The organism is Rhizobium tibeticum, assembly GCF_900110205.1.
In the GTDB taxonomy this organism is placed as follows: Bacteria; Pseudomonadota; Alphaproteobacteria; order Rhizobiales; family Rhizobiaceae; genus Rhizobium; species Rhizobium tibeticum.
This window is the reverse complement of sequence record NZ_FOCV01000018.1, coordinates 49,406-74,064: the sequence shown is the minus strand read 5'-3', so window position 1 is coordinate 74,064 and position 24,659 is coordinate 49,406. Positions and strand designations below refer to the sequence as shown.

At 57.5% G+C, this 24,659-nt stretch carries 26 protein-coding genes; 13 read left to right on the top strand and 13 right to left on the bottom strand.

Features of this window, described 5'->3' with window-relative positions:
- Positions 1-61: 61 nt before the first annotated feature.
- The 3 genes from leuS to holA are packed head-to-tail and all read left to right on the top strand — an operon-like array spanning position 62 to position 4,249.
- Positions 62-2,692, top strand: coding sequence for a leucine--tRNA ligase (leuS, locus tag BSG20_RS19825; RefSeq protein ID WP_072369980.1), 2,631 nt, complete (start codon positions 62-64; stop codon positions 2,690-2,692).
- Positions 2,682-3,203, top strand: coding sequence for an LPS assembly lipoprotein LptE (gene lptE / locus BSG20_RS19820; protein ID WP_072369983.1), 522 nt, complete (start codon positions 2,682-2,684; stop codon positions 3,201-3,203). The genes leuS and lptE overlap by 11 nt, the downstream gene beginning before the upstream one ends.
- A gap of 11 nt (positions 3,204-3,214) precedes the next feature.
- A complete protein-coding gene (gene holA, locus BSG20_RS19815) occupies positions 3,215-4,249 on the top strand; it encodes a DNA polymerase III subunit delta (protein WP_072369985.1) in 1,035 nt (344 codons plus the stop codon).
- An 8-nt stretch (positions 4,250-4,257) separates the two neighbouring features.
- Here holA and BSG20_RS19810 read toward each other — a convergent pair whose 3' ends face one another.
- From BSG20_RS19810 to BSG20_RS35700, 9 genes are all read right to left on the bottom strand, one after another.
- Positions 4,258-5,142: a ParB/RepB/Spo0J family partition protein gene (locus BSG20_RS19810; protein ID WP_072369988.1), complete on the bottom strand. Its 885-nt coding sequence runs from the start codon at positions 5,140-5,142 to the stop codon at positions 4,258-4,260.
- Between the two features lie 27 nt (positions 5,143-5,169).
- Entirely contained in the window at positions 5,170-5,964 is a 795-nt protein-coding gene (locus BSG20_RS19805; RefSeq protein WP_072369991.1) for a ParA family protein, read from the bottom strand.
- A 17-nt stretch (positions 5,965-5,981) separates the two neighbouring features.
- Entirely contained in the window at positions 5,982-6,599 is a 618-nt protein-coding gene (gene rsmG, locus BSG20_RS19800) for a 16S rRNA (guanine(527)-N(7))-methyltransferase RsmG (RefSeq protein WP_072369994.1), read from the bottom strand.
- 32 nt (positions 6,600-6,631) lie between these two features.
- Entirely contained in the window at positions 6,632-8,503 is a 1,872-nt protein-coding gene (gene mnmG / locus BSG20_RS19795) for a tRNA uridine-5-carboxymethylaminomethyl(34) synthesis enzyme MnmG (RefSeq protein WP_072369997.1), read from the bottom strand.
- Positions 8,504-8,609: 106 nt separating this feature from the next.
- Positions 8,610-9,923 (bottom strand): tRNA uridine-5-carboxymethylaminomethyl(34) synthesis GTPase MnmE, encoded by a 1,314-nt coding sequence (gene mnmE, locus BSG20_RS19790; protein WP_072370000.1) that lies wholly within the window; start codon positions 9,921-9,923, stop codon positions 8,610-8,612.
- Between the two features lie 97 nt (positions 9,924-10,020).
- Positions 10,021-11,286: a transcription termination factor Rho gene (gene rho / locus BSG20_RS19785; protein ID WP_093041303.1), complete on the bottom strand. Its 1,266-nt coding sequence runs from the start codon at positions 11,284-11,286 to the stop codon at positions 10,021-10,023.
- A 190-nt stretch (positions 11,287-11,476) separates the two neighbouring features.
- On the bottom strand, positions 11,477-12,013 hold the full coding sequence (gene hemJ / locus BSG20_RS19780) for a protoporphyrinogen oxidase HemJ (RefSeq protein WP_072370003.1): 537 nt from the start codon (positions 12,011-12,013) through the stop codon (positions 11,477-11,479).
- Between the two features lie 3 nt (positions 12,014-12,016).
- Positions 12,017-13,051, bottom strand: coding sequence for a uroporphyrinogen decarboxylase (hemE, locus tag BSG20_RS19775; protein WP_177309860.1), 1,035 nt, complete (start codon positions 13,049-13,051; stop codon positions 12,017-12,019).
- 66 nt (positions 13,052-13,117) lie between these two features.
- Complete coding sequence (locus tag BSG20_RS35700) at positions 13,118-13,480, bottom strand: hypothetical protein (protein ID WP_143147507.1); 363 nt, start codon at positions 13,478-13,480, stop codon at positions 13,118-13,120.
- On the opposite strand from BSG20_RS35700, the gene BSG20_RS19770 reads away from it, so the two are divergent.
- From BSG20_RS19770 to dnaQ, 5 genes are read left to right on the top strand one after another with little or no spacing between them, the layout of a single operon-like run.
- A complete protein-coding gene (locus BSG20_RS19770) occupies positions 13,454-14,275 on the top strand; it encodes a pyruvate, water dikinase regulatory protein (protein WP_072370010.1) in 822 nt (273 codons plus the stop codon). The genes BSG20_RS35700 and BSG20_RS19770 overlap by 27 nt on opposite strands.
- Positions 14,276-14,303: 28 nt before the next feature.
- A complete protein-coding gene (locus tag BSG20_RS19765; RefSeq protein ID WP_072370013.1) occupies positions 14,304-14,903 on the top strand; it encodes a Maf-like protein in 600 nt (199 codons plus the stop codon).
- Entirely contained in the window at positions 14,896-15,753 is an 858-nt protein-coding gene (locus tag BSG20_RS19760) for a shikimate dehydrogenase (RefSeq protein ID WP_072370016.1), read from the top strand. The genes BSG20_RS19765 and BSG20_RS19760 overlap by 8 nt, the downstream gene beginning before the upstream one ends.
- Entirely contained in the window at positions 15,753-16,364 is a 612-nt protein-coding gene (gene coaE, locus BSG20_RS19755) for a dephospho-CoA kinase (protein ID WP_072370019.1), read from the top strand. Before BSG20_RS19760 ends, coaE begins: the two co-directional genes overlap by 1 nt.
- Positions 16,357-17,067: a DNA polymerase III subunit epsilon gene (gene dnaQ / locus BSG20_RS19750; RefSeq protein WP_072370021.1), complete on the top strand. Its 711-nt coding sequence runs from the start codon at positions 16,357-16,359 to the stop codon at positions 17,065-17,067. Before coaE ends, dnaQ begins: the two co-directional genes overlap by 8 nt.
- 57 nt (positions 17,068-17,124) lie before the next feature.
- Here dnaQ and secB read toward each other — a convergent pair whose 3' ends face one another.
- Together secB and BSG20_RS19740 are read right to left on the bottom strand one after the other, a co-directional pair.
- Positions 17,125-17,607: a protein-export chaperone SecB gene (gene secB / locus BSG20_RS19745; RefSeq protein ID WP_016556856.1), complete on the bottom strand. Its 483-nt coding sequence runs from the start codon at positions 17,605-17,607 to the stop codon at positions 17,125-17,127.
- A 93-nt stretch (positions 17,608-17,700) separates the two neighbouring features.
- Positions 17,701-18,189, bottom strand: coding sequence for an FxsA family protein (locus BSG20_RS19740; RefSeq protein ID WP_072370022.1), 489 nt, complete (start codon positions 18,187-18,189; stop codon positions 17,701-17,703).
- 125 nt (positions 18,190-18,314) lie between these two features.
- On the opposite strand from BSG20_RS19740, the gene BSG20_RS19735 reads away from it, so the two are divergent.
- The 5 genes from BSG20_RS19735 (at position 18,315) to gyrB (ending at position 23,637) form a co-directional block, all read left to right on the top strand.
- Positions 18,315-19,019, top strand: coding sequence for a Tim44/TimA family putative adaptor protein (locus BSG20_RS19735; RefSeq protein ID WP_072370023.1), 705 nt, complete (start codon positions 18,315-18,317; stop codon positions 19,017-19,019).
- A complete protein-coding gene (gene mltA, locus BSG20_RS19730) occupies positions 19,012-20,130 on the top strand; it encodes a murein transglycosylase A (protein WP_072370024.1) in 1,119 nt (372 codons plus the stop codon). Before BSG20_RS19735 ends, mltA begins: the two co-directional genes overlap by 8 nt.
- Positions 20,130-20,693: a Smr/MutS family protein gene (locus BSG20_RS19725; RefSeq protein WP_072370025.1), complete on the top strand. Its 564-nt coding sequence runs from the start codon at positions 20,130-20,132 to the stop codon at positions 20,691-20,693. Before mltA ends, BSG20_RS19725 begins: the two co-directional genes overlap by 1 nt.
- Entirely contained in the window at positions 20,690-21,067 is a 378-nt protein-coding gene (locus tag BSG20_RS19720) for a helix-turn-helix domain-containing protein (protein WP_072370026.1), read from the top strand. Before BSG20_RS19725 ends, BSG20_RS19720 begins: the two co-directional genes overlap by 4 nt.
- Before the next feature lie 134 nt (positions 21,068-21,201).
- Positions 21,202-23,637 carry a DNA topoisomerase (ATP-hydrolyzing) subunit B gene (gene gyrB / locus BSG20_RS19715; protein ID WP_072370029.1) on the top strand — a complete coding sequence of 812 codons (2,436 nt, stop codon included), beginning with the start codon at positions 21,202-21,204 and terminating at the stop codon, positions 23,635-23,637.
- A gap of 65 nt (positions 23,638-23,702) precedes the next feature.
- On the opposite strand, the gene BSG20_RS19710 is transcribed toward gyrB, so the two are convergent.
- The gene (locus BSG20_RS19710; protein WP_072370032.1) at positions 23,703-24,296 is read right to left on the bottom strand and encodes a nitroreductase family protein; all 594 of its coding nucleotides are present in this window, start codon (positions 24,294-24,296) and stop codon (positions 23,703-23,705) included.
- 21 nt (positions 24,297-24,317) lie between these two features.
- Positions 24,318-24,614 carry a DUF2218 domain-containing protein gene (locus BSG20_RS19705; protein ID WP_072370034.1) on the bottom strand — a complete coding sequence of 99 codons (297 nt, stop codon included), beginning with the start codon at positions 24,612-24,614 and terminating at the stop codon, positions 24,318-24,320.
- Positions 24,615-24,659 lie beyond the last annotated feature (45 nt).

Sequence of the window (24,659 nt, the reverse complement as noted above, 5' to 3'; positions counted from 1 at the left end):
CGGTGGTTTCATGGTGAAGGTCACCACCAACTTCCCCTGATTTTTCGGAAATACGAATACCATGGCTACCGAACGTTATAACCCGCGCGATGCTGAACCTCGCTGGCAGCAGAAATGGAACGATGCGAAGGTCTTCGAGACCGATAACAGCGATCCGCGCGGCAAGTATTACGTCCTCGAAATGTTTCCGTATCCATCCGGTCGCATCCACATGGGCCATGTGCGAAACTACGCGATGGGTGACGTCGTCGCCCGCTACAAGCGCGCCCGTGGCTATAACGTGTTGCATCCCATGGGGTGGGACGCCTTTGGCATGCCGGCCGAGAATGCAGCAATGGAGCGCGGTGTACATCCGGCATCCTGGACCTACCAGAACATCGCGTCGATGAAGTCCCAGTTGAAGGCGATGGGCCTCTCACTGGATTGGAGCCGCGAGTTCGCGACCTGCGATGTCGCCTACTACCAGCACCAACAGCATCTTTTCCTGGATTTCCTCGAGAAGGGGCTCGTCTATCGCAAGCAGTCGAAGGTGAACTGGGATCCGGTCGACAATACGGTCCTGGCCAACGAACAGGTTATCGACGGACGTGGCTGGCGTTCGGGCGCACTCGTCGAGCAACGCGAATTGACGCAGTGGTTCTTCAAGATCACCGACTTCAGCCAGGACTTGCTCGACGCGTTGGACACGCTTGACCAGTGGCCTGAGAAGGTCCGACTGATGCAGAAGAACTGGATCGGCCGCTCCGAAGGTATGATGCTGCGGTGGGAGATTGTTGAAGAGGCAGCTCCGGCCGGGGAAACCGAAATTACGGTCTATACGACGCGCCCGGACACGCTGTTTGGCGCCTCGTTCCTGGCGATCGCAGCCGACCATCCGCTGGCGAAGGATGCCGCGGCGAAGAATCCGACCATCGATGCTTTCTGCGAAGAATGCCGTCGTGCCGGCACGTCGCTCGCCGCGCTGGAAACCGCGGAGAAGAAAGGCATCGACACCGGCATACGGGTAAAGCATCCACTTGATCCTTCGTGGGAACTTCCTGTCTACATCGCGAACTTCGTCCTTATGGACTACGGGACTGGCGCGATTTTTGGCTGCCCGTCAGGCGATCAGCGCGACCTCGATTTCGCACGCAAGTACGGTCTGCCCATCGTTCCGGTCGTCATGCCGGCAGATGGCGACGCTGCGACGTTCAGCGTTGGCGATGTTGCCTATGACGGCGACGGCGTGATGATCAACTCGCGCTTCCTCGACGGCAAGACCACGAGCGAGGCATTCGAGCTTGTCGCGGACCTGCTGTCATCGATGCCGCTTGGCAATGCTCCCCAGGGCGAGCGCCAGGTTAACTTCCGCTTGCGTGATTGGGGCATCTCGCGCCAGCGCTACTGGGGCTGCCCGATACCGGTGATCCACTGCGATGACTGCGGCGTCGTCCCAGTGCCGAAGAAGGACCTGCCGGTGAAGCTGCCGGAGGACGTAACCTTCGATCAGCCCGGCAATCCGCTCGATCGTCATCCGACATGGCGGCATGTTGCCTGCCCGCAATGCGGTAAGGATGCACGACGTGAAACCGATACGATGGACACTTTTGTCGATTCGAGCTGGTACTTCACGCGCTTTACGGCGCCTTGGGAGGATAAGCCGACCGATCCGAGCGCTGCCAATCGGTGGCTGCCGGTCGATCAGTATATCGGCGGCATTGAGCACGCGATCCTGCATCTGCTCTATTCCCGCTTTTTCACCCGGGCGATGCGCGAAACAGGCCATGTCGACGCGAAGGAGCCCTTCAAAGGTCTCTTCACGCAGGGGATGGTTGTTCACGAGACATACAGCCGCGGCTCTGGAATGAGCCGGGAATGGGTCGCGCCGGCAGACATTCGGATCGAGGAACTGGATGGAAAACGCCGCGCCTATCTCCTGTCCGATGACGAAGAAGTCGCTATCGGATCGATCGAGAAGATGTCGAAGTCAAAGAAGAATGTCGTCGATCCGGACGACATCATCGCATCTTACGGCGCAGACACCGCCCGCTTCTTCGTGCTTTCGGATTCACCGCCGGAACGTGACGTCATCTGGTCGGAAGCGGGGGTCGAGGGCGCGCACCGGTTTACGCAGCGGCTGTGGCGCTTGATTTCCGAGGCGGCGGATGCCCTCAAGGATGTCACGTCGATGCCGGCTAAGAACGGCGAAGCTCAGGCTATTTCGCAGGTTGCGCACAAGACACTGAAAGCCGTCCAGAATGACTATGACCGCCTATGGTTCAACAAGGCTGTCGCGCGGATTTACGAACTCGTCAATGCACTCGCCTCGCCGCTGACCACGGTTGCTGCGGGCGAGGGCGATCTGGCGTATCGCGCTGCCGTGCGTGACGCTGCAGAAATCCTTATCCAGCTGGTCGCGCCGATGACGCCGCATTTGGCGGAGGAGTGCTGGACAGCGCTGGGCAACAGCGCATTGCTGGCGCGGACGGACTGGCCGCACTATGACGAGGCCCTAGTAGTTGAAAACGATGTGGTTTTGCCAGTTCAGATCAACGGCAAGAAGCGCGCCGAATTGACAATTTCCCGCGACGCAGATCAGAATGCTGTTACCCAGGCTGTACTCGCATTGGATGACGTCAAGAAGCTTCTGAACGGTCAGACGCCGAAGAAGATCATCGTGGTTCCGCAAAGGATTGTGAACATTGTCGTTTGATATCGCTTTTAAGCTGGTGCGCGGCGCTGGCCTTGCCGCAATCCTTGCGTCCACGGCTTTTCTCGCATCCTGCCAGGTTCGCCCTCTCTATTCCGAAGGTTCGGGCGTCGCAGGTAAACTCGCTTCCGTGGGCTTCTCGGAGGCGAATTCCCGGGTTGGGCAGGAGGTCCGCAATCGGCTGATCTTCATCGCTTCGCGCGGCGCTGGCGAGCCTGCGAACCCGGAGTACGAGGTCGAGTTTAGCGCTCGCTCGAATGTCATCAGCACTCTTCTTGTGCCGTCGTCTGACGAATCACTGGCCGGCCGCGCGACCGTCAGCGTTGACTACACTCTGAAGTCGACGAAAGATGGCCATGTCATCAAAGCCGGCAATCGCTACGCCACAGCCCTGCTTGACTTCCCGGCTCAGGAGTTCGCCAAGCAGCGTGCGATCCGGGACGCAGAAAACCGCGCCGCGCGGCAGGCTGCCGAGTTCGTTGGCGCCGATATTGCGGCTGCGCTCGGCCGCTAAGGAGCGGATGCGTGGCAGAAATCAAATCGCATGAATTTGAAGGCTTCCTCGAGCGATCCGCCCGCAACTACCGGCTATTCGTCGTCTACGGACCGGATCGCGGCCTTGTTTCCGAGCGAGCGGGCTTGCTTGCCGCCAAGACAGGCGTTTCGCTTGACGATCCCTTTTCCCTGATAAAGCTCGACATTGCAGATTTGCAGCGGGATCAAGGGCGTCTTTTGGACGAGGCCGGCGCGATTGGCCTTTTTGGGGGGGACAAGCTTATCTGGATCCGGGGGGCGTCCAACGAAAAATATCTCGTCGATTCCCTGCAGGCTCTTTCCGCGAGCATGCCGGATGCCACCTTCATTGTCATCGAAGCTGGAGACCTCAAGAAGGGTTCGCTGCTACGCAAGGGAGCCGAAACAACGCGCAACGTTGTGGCAATACCCTGCTATGCAGACGATACCCGCGCACTCAACAGCCTGATAGATAACGAACTCTCCAGCGCTGGCCTTGGCATTACACCCGCTGCGCGCCAAGCCTTACTGGAACTGATCGGTGGGGATCGAATTGCCTCTCGCAACGAGTTGCGCAAGCTCGCACTCTATTGCCGCGGTAAATCGACGATAGAAGAGCACCATGTTACGGAAATCATAGGCGACGCCAGCGCAATCTCGGTCGACGACGCCGTCGATGCCATACTAAGCGGCAATCCCGGCAGCTTCCTGCACGCGATGCAGAAGATCATATCGTCGAAGACTGCTGTGTTTCTCGTCATTCAGGCCTGCCTGAAGCAATTTCAGCTCCTTGATGCCATGAAGACGGAGATGGAAGAAAAACGGTTACCGGCCGCCCAGGTCATGCAGACACTGGGTCGTCACCTGCATTTTCGACGAAAGCCGATCATTGAGCAAGCGCTACGCACCTGGTCCGGCGAAGCTGTGGCACGAGAGGCAAATCGTCTGCAGGCCGCAATCCTACAGACCCGCAGGCGCGCATCCCTGGAAGATAGCATCGCACTCCAAACACTGCTTTCAACGACGCTACAATCGGCGCGTCGATAGCAGCGTCCTCAGCGGCGCTCGAGCAGTCGGCAGATTTCTTCCAATTGTTCCAATGACTTATAGGAAATTCTGATCTGGCCGCCGCTTGCTTTGTGGTTAATCGCCACGTCCAAGCCGAGTGCATCCGACAGCGTGCGTTCCAAGGCGAGCGTATCTGAATCCTTCTGATCCTTTTGATGCGCCAGCGTTTTCGGCTCGGACTGAGCCTTGATGTCGTTCTGAGCCAAACGCTCAGCGTCACGCACAGACATGCCCCTTGACACAATGGTGCGGGCGAGGGCAATCGGATCAGACGTCGGCACCAAGGCGCGGGCATGGCCAGCCGAGAGGCTGCCAGCCGCCAAGAGGTCTCGAACAGGCTCCGGCAACTTCAGAAGACGGAGCGAGTTCGCCACATGACTGCGGCTTTTACCGATGATTTCGCCGAGATCGTTCTGCGTGTAGCCATACTCCGCCATGAGCTGCTCGTAGCCCAGCGCCTCTTCAAGGGGGTTAAGATCCGAGCGCTGAACGTTTTCAACGATCGCGATCTCGAGAGCCGTCTTGTCATCGACGTCGCGCACGATGACAGGGATCTCAATGAGGCCGGCGAGCTGCGCTGCCCGCCACCGCCTTTCGCCGGCTATGATTTCGAACTGGCTGCTCGCCAGTGTGCGAACCACAACGGGCTGCACGATACCATGCTGCCGGATGGAACTCGCCAGCTCATGCAATTCCCCGTCGTCGAAGAACCGCCGAGGATTGCGTGGGTTGCGGCTGACGAACTCGATCGGCACCATCCGATCGGCACTGACGCCCGGTCTCGCAGTATCAACCGGCATCGGCTGATCCATCTCACCAATCAATGCAGCCAGGCCGCGACCAAGTCTTCTCTTCGAGACGTCATCGTTCATGTCTAACTCGCCATTATCTTCTTCAAATCAAGCCGCGAGACGTTGGCGCTCGCGCTGGATAACTTCCGACGCCAATTGCAGATATGCCTGGCTCCCCGCACACTTCAAATCATACAGAATTGCCGGCTTGCCATAGGATGGCGCCTCTGATACGCGAACGTTTCGCGGAATCAACGTGTGGTAGACCTTCTCCCCAAGATGCGTGCGAACATCGTTGACAACCTGCTGCGCCAGATTGTTGCGGGAATCGAACATCGTCAGCACGATGCCTTGGATATCGAGGCGAGGGTTGACGGTGCGCCTAACTTGATCGACGGTCTCTAGAAGCTGGCTCAGACCCTCCAACGCAAAAAACTCGCACTGCAATGGCACCAGCACGGAATGTGCCGCGGCCATAGCGTTCATGGTGAGGAGATTAAAGGAAGGCGGGCAGTCAACGAGGATATACGAGAAGCGGAAAGCCTCTTCCCTAGCAAGCGCCTTCTTCAGCTTGAAGACGCGATCGGTCTGGCTCGCAATCTCCATCTCGATCCCCAGCAGGTCCATTGTCGACGGCACAATATAAAGGTTTGGAACAGCCGTTTCTTGCGACACCGCGTCGACGCCGTAATCACCCAGCAAAAGATCATAGGAAGATAGCCGGCGATGTTTACGATCGATCCCCAAGCCCGTGCTTGCATTGCCTTGCGGATCAAGGTCAACGATTAAGACCCGTTCGCCGATCGCAGCGAGGGCTGTGGCGAGGTTGATGGCAGTCGTGGTCTTTCCGACGCCGCCCTTCTGATTTGCAATGGTGATTATACGATTTCGTTCGCCAGCCATAGCCAAAGCCCGATCTGTTAAGCCACGCGCTGAAGATTGAAGATTTCCAAGACAACGGAATCCTGCTCGACAGCACTCTTATGTTCTAACAGATCGAATCCCCAGCCACCATGCGCTTTCTCAATCTCGGCGCGATAATCCCGGCCTTTATGAAAGTAAGCACGGAGATCTGCATTCCGTAGCGCCCATGGCTCGACATACGCCAAGAGCCTTCCGAGATCGGCCAGTGCCCGGGCGGAGACGAAATCGCAGTTTTCGACGATCGACGGAGCATCCTCAATTCGAATGGCGTGGATAGAACCCCTGCCACCGGTCTCACGAAGAGCTGTCCGCAGGAAGGCCGCTTTCTTGTGATTACTCTCAATTAGATGCACCCATCCGTCGCCGAGCTCTGCCAACAGAATGGCTGTCACGACACCCGGAAAGCCGCCGCCGCTGCCCAGATCGACCCAAATGAAAGGTGCTGGTTGGAGCTGGAAGATCTGCGCAGAGTCCGCGATGTGCCGGTTCCAGGCATCGTCCAGCGTCGAGGGTGCGGTCAGATTGATCGACCTTGCCCATTTTTGAAAGAGGGCCACGAAGTGTTCGAGACGCTCCTGTGTTTCACGTGAAACACGCCGGCCGTTCAGGTGCATGGTAGGACTCTCGCAGATTGCAATAAGAAACTTCAGGCGGATGCCGCGACCATAGAGCTTCGTCGCAGGTGCACAAGGAGCAGCGAGATAGCGGCAGGTGTCATTCCATCAATCTTTGTCGCCTGCGCAAGGTTGTATGGGCGGAGGCTGCGCAACTTTTGCTTCAGCTCGTTAGATAGTCCAGAAAGCACGTCGAAATCGAAATCGGGCGGTATCAGTCGATCTTCATCTCGCTTCACATGAGCGACATCAGCAGATTGCCGCTGCATGTAAACGGCATAACTCGCTTCGATCTCCAGGGCTTCAGCCACGCGGTTTCCAATTTCTGCCAGCTCCGGCCAAATCTGTTTCAGATCCTCAAGGTTATAATCCGGATAGGATAGGAGATCGTAAGCTGAGCGTCGTTGGCCGTCCTGGTTCAGCTTGAGACCAAAGCGGCCTGCTTCGCTTGGCGTCACGGAGAGTGCCGTTAGTCTGGCGCGAGCCGCATCCAGCGCACCGCAATATGCCAGAAAGCGATCCCGCCGGTCTGCAGAAGCCGTGCCTATCTGAATTGCCAGAGGGGTCAGACGGATATCCGCATTGTCCGCTCTTAGCGACAACCGGTATTCGGCGCGGGAGGTAAACATACGGTATGGTTCCGCCACACCACGAGAGGTCAGATCATCGATCATCACCCCGATATAGGAATCGGTCCTGCTGAAGCGCACTTCGTCCTGGCCGCCAGCCAAACGCGCCGCATTGATTCCTGCGACAAGACCCTGAGCCGCCGCCTCCTCGTAGCCGGTGGTCCCATTTATCTGGCCAGCCAAGAACAACCCCGGCATTTTTTTGAGTTCAAGGGATGGCTTCAGTTCGCGCGGATCCACATGATCGTATTCGATTGCATAGCCGGGCTGCAGAATGCGAACACGTTCGAGACCGGGAATCGTGCGAATGAATGCATCCTGTATATCACCGGGCAGGGACGTGGAGATGCCGTTCGGATAGACTGTGTCATCATCCAGTCCTTCCGGCTCAAGAAACACCTGATGCCCATCGCGCTCGCCAAACTTGACGAGTTTGTCCTCGATTGATGGGCAATAACGCGGCCCAACCCCTTCAATCTGCCCTGAATACATTGCCGAGCGTTTCAGGTTTTCGACGATAATACGATGGGTTGCCTCCGTCGTGCGCGTGACGCCGCATTCGATCTGAGGGTTTGAGATGTCATCAGTCATGAAAGAGAACGGGACGGGCTCTTCATCAGCGCCCTGCCGGCCGACACTTTCCCAATCAATGCTCGTTCCGTCCAGCCGCGCCGGCGTACCGGTCTTCAAACGTCCGAGACGAAGACCCAAACTCAAGAGTGTCTGAGAAAGACCCACGGATGGCGCTTCGCCAACGCGACCAGCCGGTATCTTCTGATCGCCGATATGAATGAGCCCTCGTAGGAAAGTGCCAGTCGTCAGTACGACCGATGCGCACGAGAGAATCCGGCTATCTTTCATGAAAACAGCCGCAACCCGACCATCCCTTATGGACAGATCGCAGGCATCACCCTCGATGACGGTGAGATTCTCAAGGCGTTCAACTTCCGCGAGCATCGCCTGTCGATAGAGCTTTCGATCAGCCTGCGTGCGAGGGCCGCGAACAGCGGGTCCCTTCTTCCTATTCAGCATCCGGAATTGAATCCCGGCGGCGTCGGCAACCCGACCCATGAGCCCATCCATGGCATCGATCTCTCGAACGAGGTGGCCCTTCCCAAGTCCGCCAATCGCTGGATTGCACGACATGATTCCAATGGTATCGCGCCGATGGGTCACCAGCGCCGTCTTAGCGCCAAGGCGCGCTGCGCCGGCAGCGGCTTCGCATCCCGCATGCCCGCCACCGATGACGATGACATCGAACCGTGAGGTGTTCATATTCAAGCTCCTGAGATCCTCAGGTGATGAGCGATGTCATCGGACGAGTCAAGGCGTTTCACGTGAAACCCAGAGCCAGGGTGCGATTTGGAATGTTTCACGTGAATCATTTTCCAATACAGAATTCCCCGAAGACCACATCAAGGAGGTTCTCGACATCAACGCGCCCTGTCACACGTCCCAAGGCCTCGCCGGCCGCGCGCAGATCCTCTGCCCGCAGATCGAGGCCTCGATTTGGAGCGCACAAGGACGCCTGCAGAGCCATCAATGACTTCGTCAGCGAATCTCTATGGCGCGCGCGACTCGGGATCGCCATGGAGTGCGGATGTACTTTTGCCTTGAGACGCTGCACGATCAAGGCTCGAAGCATATCGAGGCCGGTCCCGTCTGCGGTCGAGATCACAAGGTCGTACTCTCTCACACTTCGACGAGGCAGATCGCATTTCGTGCCCACTAACACTGCGCCATTGAGGTTCTCGTCGATTGCGGTATCTACCGAAAGGTCCTCGATATAGATCAACAAGTCCGCTTCCGCGATCGTTTTCTCTGCGCGCCGAATCCCCTCGCGTTCGACGATTTCGTCCGTATTGCGAAGGCCCGCGGTATCGTAGAGCTTGACAAGGTAGCCGTCCATGTTCAGGTCTACCTGCAGCACATCTCTTGTTGTACCGGCGATGTCCGTGACGATCGCTACGTCACGCTTTGCTAGGGCATTCATGAGGCTCGATTTGCCGGCGTTCGGCCTTCCTGCGATGACGATCTTGAATCCATCGCGGATGATCTCGCCGGCCTCCAGTTGCTCGAGATGGCTCGCCATCTCCTCTATCAAGCGCGCCACGTCCGTCCAGACTTGGTCGGATACGGAGCCTGGTACATCTTCCTCATCTGGAAAATCCAGCTCGGCCTCGATCAGCGCTCGGGCCCGCGTCAGCCGCTCGGACCAGCCATAATAGATCGATGAAAGACCACCGGAGCTCTGCTCCACAGCAAGACGTCTCTGCATCTCCGTTTCGGCTGCGATGAGATCCGCCAAGCCTTCGATCTCGATCAGATCCAGCTTTCCATTCTCAAAGGCTCGCCGCGAGAATTCTCCTGGTGTTGCCGGCCGCATGTTTTCGAATTCTGCGAGTTCGCGGTGCAAGGCATCAACAACGGCGCGGCCCCCATGAAGGTGCAGTTCCGCTACATGTTCGCCGGTGAAGGAATGTGGTGCCGGGAAGAACAGGACAAGGCCGGTGTCGATGACGAGACCATTACGAGTCCGAATCGATCGTAATGCCGCCTGCCTCGGCCGAGGTAACTCACCGACGAGAGAGGCAAGCACCACTGGCGTATCCTCTCCACTCATTCGAACTACGGCGAGGCCGGCGGGAACCGCGCCACTCGACAGTGCAAATATTGTTTCCTTGTTGGTCAGCATCTTCCTTCTCCAGTTCAAGGCTGAAGAGAACATCTGTTACAAACGACAAAGCCGGCCACGCTGTGACCGGCTTAATCTTAGAGAATCCGGCTAAGCACTACGTATTCATCGAGTCGAAGAAGTCTGGGTTGTTCTTCGTCTGCTTCAGCTTGTCGATCAGGAATTCGATGGCGTCGGTCGTTCCCATCGGCGCCAAGATGCGGCGCAACACGAAGATCTTCTGCAGATCCTGCCGCGGCACCAGCAGATCTTCCTTACGTGTACCGGACTTCAGGATATCCATTGCCGGGAAAATGCGTTTGTCGGCAACCTTGCGGTCGAGAACGATTTCAGAGTTACCGGTCCCCTTGAACTCTTCAAAGATCACTTCGTCCATGCGGCTGCCGGTATCAATAAGAGCGGTCGCGATGATCGTCAGCGAGCCACCTTCCTCGATATTACGCGCAGCGCCGAAAAAGCGCTTCGGTCGCTGCAGGGCGTTTGCGTCGACACCACCCGTGAGAACCTTACCAGAAGAGGGCACAACAGTGTTGTAGGCGCGGCCCAAACGCGTGATTGAATCGAGCAGGATGACAACGTCGCGGCCGTGCTCCACAAGACGCTTTGCCTTCTCGATTACCATTTCAGCCACCTGGACGTGGCGCACGGCAGGTTCGTCGAACGTCGACGAAATGACTTCGCCGCGGACCGAACGCTGCATGTCCGTAACTTCCTCGGGACGTTCGTCGATGAGGAGTACGATGAGATAGCACTCGGGGTGATTCGCAGTGATCGAATGGGCGATGTTCTGGAGCAGGACAGTCTTACCCGTGCGCGGCGGTGCGACGATCAGTCCACGCTGGCCCTTGCCGAGCGGCGCGACGAGATCGATGACGCGCGGCGAAAGATCCTTGGACGTTGGGGCATCCAACTCCATCCTGAAGCGTTCGTTCGGATAAAGTGGCGTCAGATTGTCGAAGTGCACCTTGTGACGAATCTTCTCGGGATCGTCGAAATTGATCGTATTGACCTTCAGAAGCGCGAAATAGCGCTCGCCTTCCTTCGGCCCACGAATTGGACCCTCAACAGTGTCGCCGGTCTTCAGCGAGAAACGGCGGATTTGGGAAGGCGAGATATAGATATCGTCTGGGCCCGGAAGATAGTTGGCATTGGCGGACCGCAGGAAGCCAAAACCATCCTGAAGCACTTCAACGACGCCTTCGCCGATGATCTCCACATCCTGGCTCGCAAGCACCTTTAGTATGGCAAACATCAATTCCTGTTTGCGCATTGTGCTCGCATTTTCGACCTCGAGCGATTCGGCAAATGCCAGCAGATCCGTCGGGGACTTACTCTTAAGTTCTTGAAGCTTCATTTCAGCCATGAAGTGACCATTACTCTATAATTCTGGGGGGAGGCGATGTCGAGGCTGTAACCGGTCCTGCGAAGAGATCGCAGACGATCGAACTTTACATACATGCCACAAGGATGAGGTGGAGCGAAAATAGCGAGTAAGGATCACCGCCGCAAGGGGGCTGCTTAAAATGAAGCAAATTTAACCGAACAGCGTTTTCTCAGAAGGGCTTGACCACGACCAGAATGACAATCGCGATCATCAACAGGGTTGGCGCCTCGTTCATGAAACGCCAATAGCGCGCCGGCCGGCGGTTCTCATCGCGCTCGAACGCTCTGGCCGCGCGGGAAAAAAAGACGTGCACGGCCGTCAAGAGCACAACGAGACCAATCTTCGCGTGCAGCCAGCCACCCTGAAAGCCATAGACCGACCAAGCGAGATAAAGTCCAAAGATCCAGGTTAGCATCATTGCCGGGTTCATGATCACCTTCAGCAGGCGCCGCTCCATGACCTTGAAGGTTTCCGACTGCATGGAACCCGGCTCGGCGTCGGTATGATAGATGAAAAGCCGCGGCATGTAGAAAAGACCGGCCATCCAGGAAATCACTGCGATGACATGAAGAGCCTTGATCCAGAGGTAGAGGTCAGCCGGATTCCAGACAAACAGCCCCACGGCCAGAAGCGCGAAAAGCAGGATCGCGAAATGGGCGCGGCGACGCGCATAGGCGCCGGGCTTCTCATCGGTCTGTTTTTCCATGAGCTAGCGCCTCCAACTGCGGACGTGGTCCACGAGCAGCTGGACATTGCGAGGGTCGGCCTGTGGCGTGATCCCATGTCCGAGATTGAATATCAGCGGACCGTCGCTGAGCTTGTCGAGAATATCGTTGATTCCCTCCGAAAGCGCTGCGCCGCCGGCGACTACACGCATCGGATCGAGATTACCTTGTACGGCTCCGTCCTTCTGCAATTCTACAGCAAAATCCAGAGGCACTGACCAATCGAGCCCGATCGCATCCGCCTTCGTTTTTTGGCGGTAGTCCTTCAGCAGGAACCCGGCTCCCTTGGCGAAGGAAATGACCCGAGCATTCGGCCGCCGCGCCTTGATGGACGCAATCATCCGCGCAACAGGCTTCACTGCGAATGCCTCAAATTCCCGCTCACCGAGAACACCAGCCCAGGAATCGAAGATCTGGACCGCATCGGCCCCTGCATCGATCTGTGCAACCAGGTAGTCGGCTGACACCTCAGCCAATACCGCGAGCAGACGTTCGAAGGCCTTCGGATACTTGTAGCCAAAGAGCCGGGCCGGAGCCTGATCGGGCGTACCATGGCCGGCAATCATATAGGTAGCAACCGTCCATGGAGCGCCGCAGAAGCCAAGCAGGGTCGTCTCGACCGGCAACTCGCTTCGCAGGCGCCCAACTGTTTCCAGAACCGGCTTCAGGTAGTCGATGACACCATCGGTCTCGATCCGGGCGATTGCGGCTTCATCGATTGGATCCATCTCCGGGCCATGCCCCTCGGTGAAGCGAACGTTGCGCTTCATCGCATCCGGAATCACAAGGATATCGGAAAAGAGAATGGCTGCGTCAAAGCCGTAGCGTCGGATGGGCTGGAGAGTGACCTCCACTGCATGCTCAGGCGTATAACAGAGATCAAGGAAACCTCCGGCCTTCGCACGCGTTTCCCGGTATTCGGGCAGATATCGCCCCGCCTGTCTCATCAGCCAGATTGGAGGAGGGCTGAGCGTCTCGCCGTCCAAGACCCTCATGATTTTCCGGCGGTTCTCACCCACGCGCTTCTTCCCTATAAAAAATCAAAGATATTTTAAAAGGTTTCTATTTCTTAGAGTCTGTTTCTATCAAGGATTAAAATCTATCCACGCCCGAAGCGTTTTGTCGCGCCACCGATGATCCGAAAGGATCGAACGTCCAGTTGTTTGGCGCAAATCGTGGATAAGCAAGAAAATGAAAATCTTTCCAATCGGATAGAAGCTCGCCGGTCGAGGTTGAACTGTGGAAAAGCGATCAACATCGGTCGAACTGTCGTCCGTTATCCACAGAACCAACACGGCACGCTCATTGGCTCCCCCGAAATCCGATTTGTGGAAAAGCTGGCATGTTTTCCCTTGCCTTACCCGTGCCGCGTCTCTTAGCTCTGCTTTGTCCAGTCTTTTCAACAAGTCGCGGAAAATAGCGTGGAGAACCGCACGAACTTCTTCCATTTGCATCTGATTTCTGACTCGACCGGCGAAACACTGATTTCGGCCGGGCGCGCTGCCTCGGCGCAATTCAAATCCGCCCAGCCAATCGAGCATGTCTATCCGCTCGTCCGCAATCGCAAGCAGCTCCTGCAGGTTCTCCAGTCGATCGACAGTCAGCCTGGCATCGTTCTCTATACGATTGTCGACCGCGAGCTTGCGACCCTCATTGATCAACGCTGCTCGGAGATGAGTGTTGCATCCGTGAACGTGTTAGAGCCTGTCATGAATGCATTCCAGATCTATCTCGGTGCACCCTCACGTCGCCGGGTCGGCGCGCAACACGTGATGAATGCCGGCTACTTCGCGCGCATCGAAGCCCTCAACTTCACGATGGATCATGACGACGGCCAGATGCCTGATGACTACAATGATGCTGACGTCGTGATCATCGGCATCAGTCGGACGTCGAAGACGCCGACGAGTATCTACCTCGCCAATCGTGGTATCAAGACGGCCAACATTCCAGTCGTTTATGGCGTGCCGCTCCCGGAAAGCCTATTCCTCGCGACCAAACCCTTGATCGTCTGCCTGATCGCCACGACCGACCGGATTTCTCAGGTCCGCGAAAACCGCATCCTGGGAACAACACCGGGTTTTGACCGCGGGCAATATACAGACAGAGCTGCGATCTCGGAGGAGCTGAAATATGCGCGGTCGCTTTGTGCCCGGCACAATTGGCCGCTCATTGACGTGACACGCCGCTCCATCGAAGAGACAGCGGCAGCAATTGTTGCCCTCCGTCCGAAGCTACGGTAAGCGCAGCATCAGATATGTTCGAGGCCATATGACACCTAAGCTCATTCTCGCATCCTCCAGTCCGTTTCGCCGCCTGCTGATGCACAATGCCGGTCTCGCTTTCGAGGCGCATGCAGCCCATATTGACGAACGCGCGCTGGAAGAGCCCCTCGAACGAGAGGGAGCAACGCCGGATACAGTCGCGCTCGTCCTCGCCAAGGCCAAAGCGAAGGAGGTCAGCGACCGGTTTCCGGCGCGCTTCGTCATCGGATCGGATCAAACGATGTCTCTTGGGCCGCAGACCTTCCATAAGCCGAAGGACATGACCGATGCCACAAATCATCTTCAGGTGCTGTCGGGCAAGACGCATCGGCTGAACAGCGCCATCGCGATTGCTTACGACGGCGATATCGTCTGGGAGCATGTCTCGCACGCCGAGCTGACTATGCGGCCACTCAGTGCTGATTTTATCGCGCGACATTTGAACCGCGTAGGAGAGAGGGCACTTAGCAGCGTCGGCGCCTATCAACTCGAGGGGGAAGGGCTTCAATTGTTTTCGAGAATCGACGGCGACTATTTTACAATTCTGGGACTGCCGATGCTGCCGCTCTTGGAGAAACTGAGAGAATTGAGTGCCATTGATGGATGATTCACGTGAAACATTAGGGCCGCAGGCCTTCGTCACGGGCTTTCCTATCAAGCATTCCCGGTCGCCTCTTATCCATGGCTATTGGTTGAAGACGCTTGGATTGCCGGGATCCTATCGCGCCCACGAGGTCGCGCCCGCCGATTTTTCGGTCTTTGTGGATTCTTTGAAGAGCGGCGAATCCGGCTTCGTAGGCGGCAACGTCACCATCCCGCACAAGGAGATGGCGTTCAAACTCGCCGACGATCCGGACGAACTTTCTGACGAACTTGGTGCATCCAACACACTTTGGATCGAGGACGGCCGGCTCAAGGCAACCAACACGGATGGACGCGGCTTCACCGCAAATCTGGATGAACGACATTCCGGCTGGGATAGGGCCCAGTCGGCGGTGGTGCTTGGCGCCGGCGGCGCCAGCCGCGCCATCGTCCAGGCTCTGCGTGATCGCGGCGTCAGGGAAATACATCTGGTCAACAGAACGGTCGAGCGGGCTCAGGAATTGGCAGATCGGTTTGGCCCCAAAATATATGCCCATTCGATGGCAGCCTTGCCGGACGTCATGCGCGGAGCCGGTCTTTTCGTCAACACGACCTCTCTGGGCATGACTGGCGAGGAGGCACCGCGGATTGATTTCTCACCCCTGCTGCCCGATGCAGTTGTAACGGATATCGTCTATGTCCCCCTGAAGACGCCGTTCTTAACCCAGGCTGTTCAGCAAGGATTTCCTGTTGTCGATGGGCTTGGCATGCTGCTGCATCAGGCAGTACCTGGTTTCGAGAAGTGGTTCGGGCGTCGCCCGGTGGTCGACGAAAAGCTGCGTGCGCTTATTATTGAGGACATGGACAAGCACTGATGTTGCGGATTGGACTGACCGGCTCGATTGGCATGGGTAAATCAACGATGGCAAAGTTCTTCGCGGAAGCAGGAGTGCCGGTGAATGATTCCGATGCCGTCGTCCATGATCTCTATGCCGGGGAGGCCGCACCACTGGTCGATGCTGCCTTTCCTGGCACACTGAAGAACGGGGCCGTCGATCGTCAGGAACTCGGCCGCCAGCTGGCCGGAAGTCCGGATGGTTTCAAGCGTCTAGAAGCAATCGTCCACCCACTTGTCAGAAAGCGCGAGGCAGAGTTCATCGAACGCGAGCAGCAACGCAGCACGGATATGGTGCTGCTCGATATCCCACTGTTGTTCGAGACCGGAGCCGAGAGCAGGGTCGATGTGATCGTGGTTGTCAGCTGTGATCCACAGATACAGCGTGAGCGAGTACTTGCGCGGTCGGGTATGACAGTGGAAAAATTCAACATGATTCTTGCCCGCCAGACGCCTGACGCGGAAAAGCGCGCAAGGGCCGACTATGTGATCGATAGCGGACACAGCATCGAAACGGCCAGAAAACGGGTCGCGGAGATTGTCTCGGATTTGAGACGGCGGCTCGCCAGTGGGGAATTCCTGAATGCGTGAAATCATCTTCGATACGGAAACCACGGGTTTGGACAACCGCGTGGACCGTATTATCGAGATCGGCGGCATCGAGCTTTTCAATCATTTCCCGACCGGCAATACGATCCATATCTACATAAGTCCGGGGGACCAGAAGGTACACCCGGATGCACTCGCTGTGCATGGGATTACGGATGAGTTTCTGAAGGACAAGCCTTCGTTTGCTGCTGTTGCGCAGCGGATTATCGATTTCTTTGGCGATGCGAGGTGGATTGCGCACAACGCCACATTCGATATGGGCTTCATAAACGCTGAATTCGCTCGACTTGAGCTACCGCCGATCTTGCCCGACCGGGTGCTCGATACGCTGTCCATGGCGCGCCGCAAGCATCCAATGGGTCCCAACTCGCTCGATGCGCTTTGCCGCCGCTACGGCATCGACAACGCGCATCGAACGAAGCACGGCGCGCTCCTCGACTCCGAACTGCTTGCCGATGTTTACATCGAGATGATCGGCGGCCGCCAGGCTGCACTTGGGCTTGGAAATGCCGCGAGCAACTTGGCCGGTCAGGAAATACTAGTCGAAGAAATCAACACCGGCACGCTCGAACGGCCACGCCCACTTGCGTCACGTCTCAGCGAAACCGAGCAGCAAGCCCATGACGCACTCATCGCCAAACTCGGCGCGAAGGGTGTTTGGGGAAAATACGATCTTGCAAACTAAAATGCCCGGGTCACGCCCGGGCATCTCATTTCGTTTCAGTGCGTTATGTGCGAACTGTCAGTTCGTGGTCGCCTGTACCTTGGCACGCGCCTGTTCTTCGGCAACCCGCTGCGCAAACATCTGAGAGAAATCGATCGGGTCGATCATCAGCGGCGGGAAGCCGCCGTTGCGCGTGACGTCGGCAATGATCTGACGTGCGAACGGGAACAGCATGCGCGGGCACTCGATGAAGAGTACCGGCAGCATGTGCTCCTGCGGGAAACCGGCAATGCGGAAAACGCCGCCATAGACGAGTTCGGTATGGAATACCGTCTTGTCGCCATCCTTGGCTTCGGCATTCAGAGACAGGACGACGTCGAAATCCGTATCGGAGAGCGGATTGGCGTTGACGTTGACATTGATATTGATGGCCGGAGCCTTGTCACGCGCCTGCAGCGAACGCGGAGCGCCCGGATTTTCGAAGGAGAGGTCCTTGGTGTATTGGGCAAGGATGGTAAGGCTCGGGCTCGTCGCACCGTTATTGCTGTTTTCGTCGGCCATTGGCTTTTCCTCGAAGGCATTGGATGGTGCCGCATCTATCATTTCGAGCATGGTGTTACAACCCTGAGCCAATTGGCCCGCTTGCGCGTTGTGTCAGTCGCTAAGATGCTTCCCCGACCACGGCGAATTGCCATTGGGTTCACGTCGATAATCCTCGTCATCAAGGTCCACGATCTCGGAGTCCTTGGTGCGCCCTGACGCGTTGAAGCCGCTTGTCGATCCCACAACGACGAAACGCCGGCTGACATATTTCCAGGCGAGATCGCGAACAGCGGGAATGAAGATCAGGAGTGCCATGATGTCGGTGATGAAGCCCGGAACGATCAGCAACAATGAGGCGATCACGAACATGGCCGGACGAAGCAGTTCGCGCCCCGGCACCGTACCATGGCGCCCTTCTGCCGACATGCGGCGGAGGATCCCGATGCCTTGGCGCTTGAGCAGGGCCATGCCGACCATAAAACTCAGGATGACAAGCGCCAGCGTCGGCCAAAGTCCGATCGCCTTACCGACAAGCACGAAACCGGCAATCTCGGCGAGTGGAAGCAGCAGCAGGAAACCAGGCAGGATCTTCAAGGGCATCGTCTTATTCCGACCTGAGCCGGACTCCGTTGGAGGGTCGCGTTGCCGACCCCATTTGAATCATCTGTATAGGCGGACTATATGGGAGTACAAATCAGAGATGTTAACAGCGGCTGCGGCAGGATATGGGTTCGAACGACTTCATCACATTGTTTTTTCTTGTGGCGGCGGTGCTGATTTTTCTGCAGCTGCGCAGCGTCCTCGGTCGCCGTACGGGAAATGAGAAGCCCCCGCGCGATCTCTATACGCCGCGTGACGCTGCGGGGCCTGAGTCTCCGGACGCTGGGAAAGTGGTAACCTTGCCGCGTCGCGACGCGTCGAGCGAAGAAGACGACCGTTTCGCCGCAATCGATGCATTCGCTCCAGCCGGCACGGCGCTCAACGAATCGCTCCGCGAAATCAACAAGGCCGACGCCTCGTTCGATCCGAAGGAATTCGTGAACGGCGCCCGAATGGCTTATGAAATGATCGTCATGGCGTTTGCGGATGGTGATCGTAAGACACTGAAGAATCTCCTGTCGCGCGAGGTCTATGACGGCTTCGACGCTGCCATCACCGACCGCGAATCGAAGGGTGAGACGGTGAAATCGACCTTTGTCGGTATCGACAAGACTGAGATCACCAGCGCCGAGATCAAAGCCACGGAAGTCCAGATCACGGTCCGTATCGTCAGTCAGCTGATTTCAGCCACCTACGACAAGGCTGACAAGCTGATTGACGGCGATGCGGAGAATGTCGCTGAGGTCAATGATCTCTGGACCTTTGCGCGTGATACCCGTTCCCGCGATCCCAACTGGAAACTCGTGGCCACTGAATCGGAACATGAGTGAAGACACCCTGGGCTTTGCCCTCCAAGCGATAAGCTTCGATGATCTGGAAGGCTGGAAGGATGACGATCCCTCCGGCCTTTTTGAAGCGATGGAGGCATGCCGGCGGCAGATTATTGAGATCAAGCCGTATCGGACCGGCTCACTCGGACTGACGGCGCAGGATCTGCTGCCGCTGCTCGAAGCAGCGCGGCGCGAGAACTTGTCGTCTGCTGCCGATGCCCGAGCCTTCTTCCAGTCCCACTGTCGACCTTTCAGAATTCGCCGCACGGATGGCAATCCGGGTTTCGTTACCGGTTTCTACGAGCCTGAAGTTATGGTTTCGGCCGTGGCGGACGCTGAATATCGCTTTCCATTTTACCGTCGTCCCGACGACCTAGTCGATCTTGATGAGGGCAATCGTCCCGCCTCTCTGCCAGATAGCTACGTCTTCGGCAGGCTGAACGACAGCCGGATTGAAGCATATCCAGATCGGCGTTCGATCGATGAGGGAAGCCTGGCGGGAAGGGGATTGGAGATTGCGTGGGCAAAGTCCAAGATCGATGTCTTCTTCGTCCACGTTCAGGGTGCCGCGCGTCTGCGCTACCTCGACGGCACGATCGGGCGCATTACCTATGCAGCGAAGACGGGGCACCCGTTCTCGGCGATCGGCAAGTTGCTCATCGAACGTGGAGAAATCGAACGATCCGAGATTTCCATGCAGGCCATTCGGCGATGGCTGGGCGCGCACCCACGTCAGGTGGATGACGTTCTTTGGCACAATCGCTCCTACATTTTCTTCCGTGAGGTTCCAACAGCAGACCTGAACGCCGGCCCTGTTGCGGCGGCAAAAGTGCCATTGATCCCTGGACGTTCGCTTGCCATCGATCGGCTCATTCACACGTTTGGCTTCCCGTTTTTCATTCGCTCCGAAAATCTTGTCCATCTCGATGATGGCAAGCCGTTCGCGCGGCTGATGCTTGCTCTCGATACCGGCTCTGCCATCGTTGGTCCGGCGAGGGGTGATATCTTCACCGGATCCGGCGATCAGGCGGGAGAGCTTGCCGGAACGGTTCGCCATGACGCCGACTTTGCTATCCTGCTTCCCAACGCTGCCGCGGCGAGGTTCGCCTGATGAAACGAGATCGGAAGCTCAACACGGATGAAAGGATACTCTGGGGCAAGGTGGCGCGGAGCACGCGTCCAATGCCCGGCAAGACGGATGAGCTGGCTGAACTCGATGCCTTTCTGACAGAGGCAGAGGTTGAGAAACAAACGGCAGCAAGCCCGAAACGACCTTCCGAAAGTGGGTCCGAGGCGGTTACGCCGGCGTCTCCCAAGACACGATCCGGTGTTCATCACCCGCTCGAAAGGCCGGTCAAGCGTAAGATCGCCAAGGGCCGCCTGCCACTGGAGGCCCGTATCGACCTGCATGGGCTGGTCCAGAGCGAAGCTCACATATTGCTTCTCGAGTTTCTGGTGCGAGCCCATGAGCGGGGAATGAGGCATGTCCTTGTGATTACCGGCAAGGGCAGTTCGCTTGGCAGCGAAGGCGCCCTGAAGCGCGCCGTCCCGATGTGGTTTTCGAAGCCCGAGTTCCGGTATTTCATCTCGTCCTATGAAACGGCAGCCCACCATCACGGGGGCGAGGGCGCCCTCTACATCAGGCTGTCGCGTCGCCATGGAGAGCGGTCGTGACGCCGTTCGGCGAGGCAGTTCGCAAGCTGCGCGAGCGCAAGGGCGTCTCGCAGAAGCAGATGGCCGCGGCTCTCAATGTCTCCCCGGCCTACCTATCGGCACTCGAACATGGACGGCGCGGCTTGCCGACCTTCGATCTGCTCCAGCGGATCGCCGGCTACTTCAACATCATCTGGGATGAAGCAGAGGAACTCTTCCTTTTGGCCCGTTCTTCGGACCCCCGCGTGGTCGTCGATACGTCGGGTTTATCGGCCGAACATACCGCATTTGCGAACCTTCTGGCGGGTCGCATTGGTGATCTTGATCGTGCGACGCTTGGCGAACTGACGAGCATTATAGAAATCGGCAGAAAAGCGGACGGAAAACGGTCATAATCCCCTGATTTATGGCGAGTTTGAGCGCGCCGGCATTGGGAACTCTGACCAAAAACCCTATATTCTGGCATGTAAAAGGCCGGTGATTCGCAAGTCTCGCTTCAGCCCCGACAACAGGGAAATTCTCGAAAAGTATGACCGATATACCCACGACGGAAAACGGCGTTAGCACCGAATATGGCGCAGACTCGATCAAGGTTCTGAAAGGCCTTGATGCAGTGCGCAAGCGCCCGGGTATGTATATCGGTGATACCGATGATGGCTCGGGCCTTCATCACATGGTCTATGAAGTTGTCGACAACGCGATCGATGAAGCACTCGCAGGCCACGCCGATATCGTGACGGTGACGCTCAATCCCGATGGTTCGGTCACGGTCACCGACAATGGCCGTGGTATCCCAACGGACATCCATACCGGTGAGGGCGTGTCGGCGGCCGAAGTCATCATGACGCAGCTGCATGCCGGGGGTAAGTTCGACCAGAATTCCTACAAGGTTTCCGGCGGTCTGCACGGCGTCGGCGTTTCCGTTGTCAATGCGCTTTCCGTCTGGCTGAAGCTGAAGATCCGCCGTCAAGGCAAGATCCATGAGATGAGCTTCACGCACGGCGTAGCCGATGCGCCGCTGAAGGTGATTGGCGAGGCCGGCGATGAGACCGGCACGGAAGTCAGCTTCATGCCGAGCACCGAAACCTTCACGATGACAGAATTCGACTACGGCACGCTGGAGCATCGTCTTCGCGAGCTTGCGTTTCTGAACTCGGGTGTCCGCATTCTGCTCAGCGACAAGCGTCACTCGGATATCAAGCAGGAAGAGATGATCTATGACGGCGGTCTTGAAGCCTTCGTCGCCTATCTCGACCGTGCTAAGAAGCCGCTTGTTGACAAGCCGGTGGCGATCCACGGCGAGAAGGATGGAATTACCGTCGAAGTCGCGATGTGGTGGAATGACAGCTACCACGAGAACGTCCTTTGCTTCACCAACAACATTCCACAGCGCGACGGCGGCACGCACATGGCCGGTTTCCGCGCCGCATTGACGCGCCAGATCACCTCCTATGCCGATACGTCGGGCATCACGAAGAAGGAAAAGGTGACGCTGACCGGTGACGATTGCCGCGAGGGCCTGACGGCCGTTCTTTCGGTCAAGGTGCCGGACCCGAAGTTTTCGTCACAGACCAAGGACAAGCTGGTTTCTTCGGAGGTTCGCCCCGTTGTAGAGAACCTCGTCAGTGAAGCGCTTAGCACTTGGCTGGAAGAGCACCCGACGGAAGCCAAGGTTTTGGTCGGCAAGGTGGTTGAAGCTGCCGCGGCGCGCGAAGCTGCTCGCAAGGCGAGGGAATTGACCCGCCGCAAGGGCGCTCTCGACATTGCCTCTCTGCCCGGTAAGCTCGCCGATTGCTCCGAGCGCGATCCATCCAAGTCTGAAGTCTTCCTCGTCGAGGGCGATTCGGCAGGTGGTTCGGCCAAGCAGGGACGTTCGCGTGAAAACCAGGCGATCCTCCCATTGCGCGGCAAGATCCTCAACGTCGAGCGCGCCCGCTTCGATAAGATGCTCTCCAGCCAGGAAATCGGCACGCTGATTACCGCTCTCGGTACAGGCATCGGCAAGGACGAATTCAACGCCGAAAAGCTGCGCTACCACAAGATCATCATCATGACGGACGCTGACGTCGACGGCGCCCACATTCGTACGCTGTTGTTGACCTTCTTCTTCCGCCAGATGCCGGAATTGATCGAGCGCGGCCACCTCTATATCGCCCAGCCGCCGCTCTATAAGGTCTCGCGCGGCAAATCGATTCAGTACGTGAAGAACGAGAAGGCCCTCGAGGACTATTTGATCGGGCAAGGCCTGGACGATGCTGCCTTGAAGCTCGGCAGCGGCGAAGTGCGGACCGGCCAGGACCTTGGCGAAGTGATCGGTGATGCATTGCGCCTTCGCGCGCTGCTGGACAATCTGCACTCGCGCTACAATCGCGCTGCCGTCGAACAGGCAGCGATTGCCGGCGCGCTCAATGCCGAAGCCGTCAGCGACCGCTCAAGGGCAGAACAGCTCGTCGGTGAAGTCGCCAGACGCCTTGATCTGATTGCCGAAGAAACCGAGCGCGGTTGGGAAGGCGGCCTGACGAGCGAAGGCGGTCTCAAGCTTGAGCGCATGGTGCGCGGCGTGAAGGAAGTCGTCGTGCTCGACATGGCGTTGATCGGTTCGCAGGACGCGCGGCTTCTCGATCAGCACTCGGTTCGACTGAAGGAGATCTACCAGACACCCCCGTCACTCTCCCGACGCGACGGTGACCTGGAAATTTCCGGCCCGCGGGCGCTGCTGGACGCGATTTTCGCAAGCGGCCGCAAAGGTCTGACGATGCAGCGTTACAAGGGTCTCGGCGAGATGAATGCCGAACAGCTTTGGGAAACGACGCTTGATCCGAATGTTCGGTCGCTGCTGCAGGTCAAGGTCAACGACGCAACCGATGCAGATGGCTTGTTTGCGCGCCTGATGGGAGACGAAGTCGAGCCTCGCCGGGAGTTCATCCAGGACAATGCGCTGAGCGTTGCAAATCTCGATATCTAGGGTGCAGGACACGAGATTTTGTATCCAAGGCCCCGCGCTTCGACGCGGGGCTTTGCTCATAGAGACTAGTTCACGATAAACTTGCCTCGAAAGGCGACCTCTGACAGAGGCTTGCGGTGGCTCGGAACTTCCCGTTCTTGGTTCCGCTCCGAAAGCGTGCTCTTGTCTGCGAGGCGCCCCAGCGCCACGCCCGCTTCGACCCGGTAGCCTTCGGGAATGGAAAAGGTTTGCTGGATCTCGCCGTGCTTGATGCCACCCATGCCGTGGGCGTAGAAACCCGAAAGCCGAGCCTGAAGCGCGAGATAGCCCCAAGCGGTGCCCGCGTCGAAGGAATGCGTGTAGCTCGTCCTTCCTTCTGAGAAATCGCCGTTGAAACCCCTTGAGACAACGTAGATCAGTGCCGAAGCGTTCTTCGCCCATTCCTGATTGGATTCGACCAGCAGATCGACGAACTTGTCCCAGTCCTCAGAGCCCTTGAGCGTATAGATGAAACGCCACGGCTGCTGGTTAGCAGACGATGGTGCCCAATGCGCGGCGTCCAGAATTGTCAGGAGATCCGATTCATCGATCTCTTCGCCGGTAAAGGCACGCGGCGACCACCGCTCCAGGAACAACGGATTGATCGGATACTGGGATTCGCGGCTGTTGCTCTTTGTCATGGCTTTTCCGAGTGCGGTTTGTCAGGCATTCCAAGTAATGTCGAGCTCTTCGCGGAAATGGAATCGCTTCAGCTGATCGGCGACGACAGTGTCATATCGCTCAAGCTGTGACGGGTCGGCTGCCGACAGCGTCAGGTGGAGTGCACCGGGATCGGCAGCAAACGTCGGCTCGGCGGTGTCGCTGGAGGGTACGCGGCCAATCCCTGCGGTGAATTCCACGGCAAACCTATGGCTCCAGTGTTTGCAGAGTTGATGAAGATACTTGCTGGCGTGTGCGGTGGCGACGGTAGAAGTTGAAACAGGCATATCGAACTCCATCTCGCCTGTCTTAGGCTCCGTCCGATGGACTGGCAAGCAACCTTC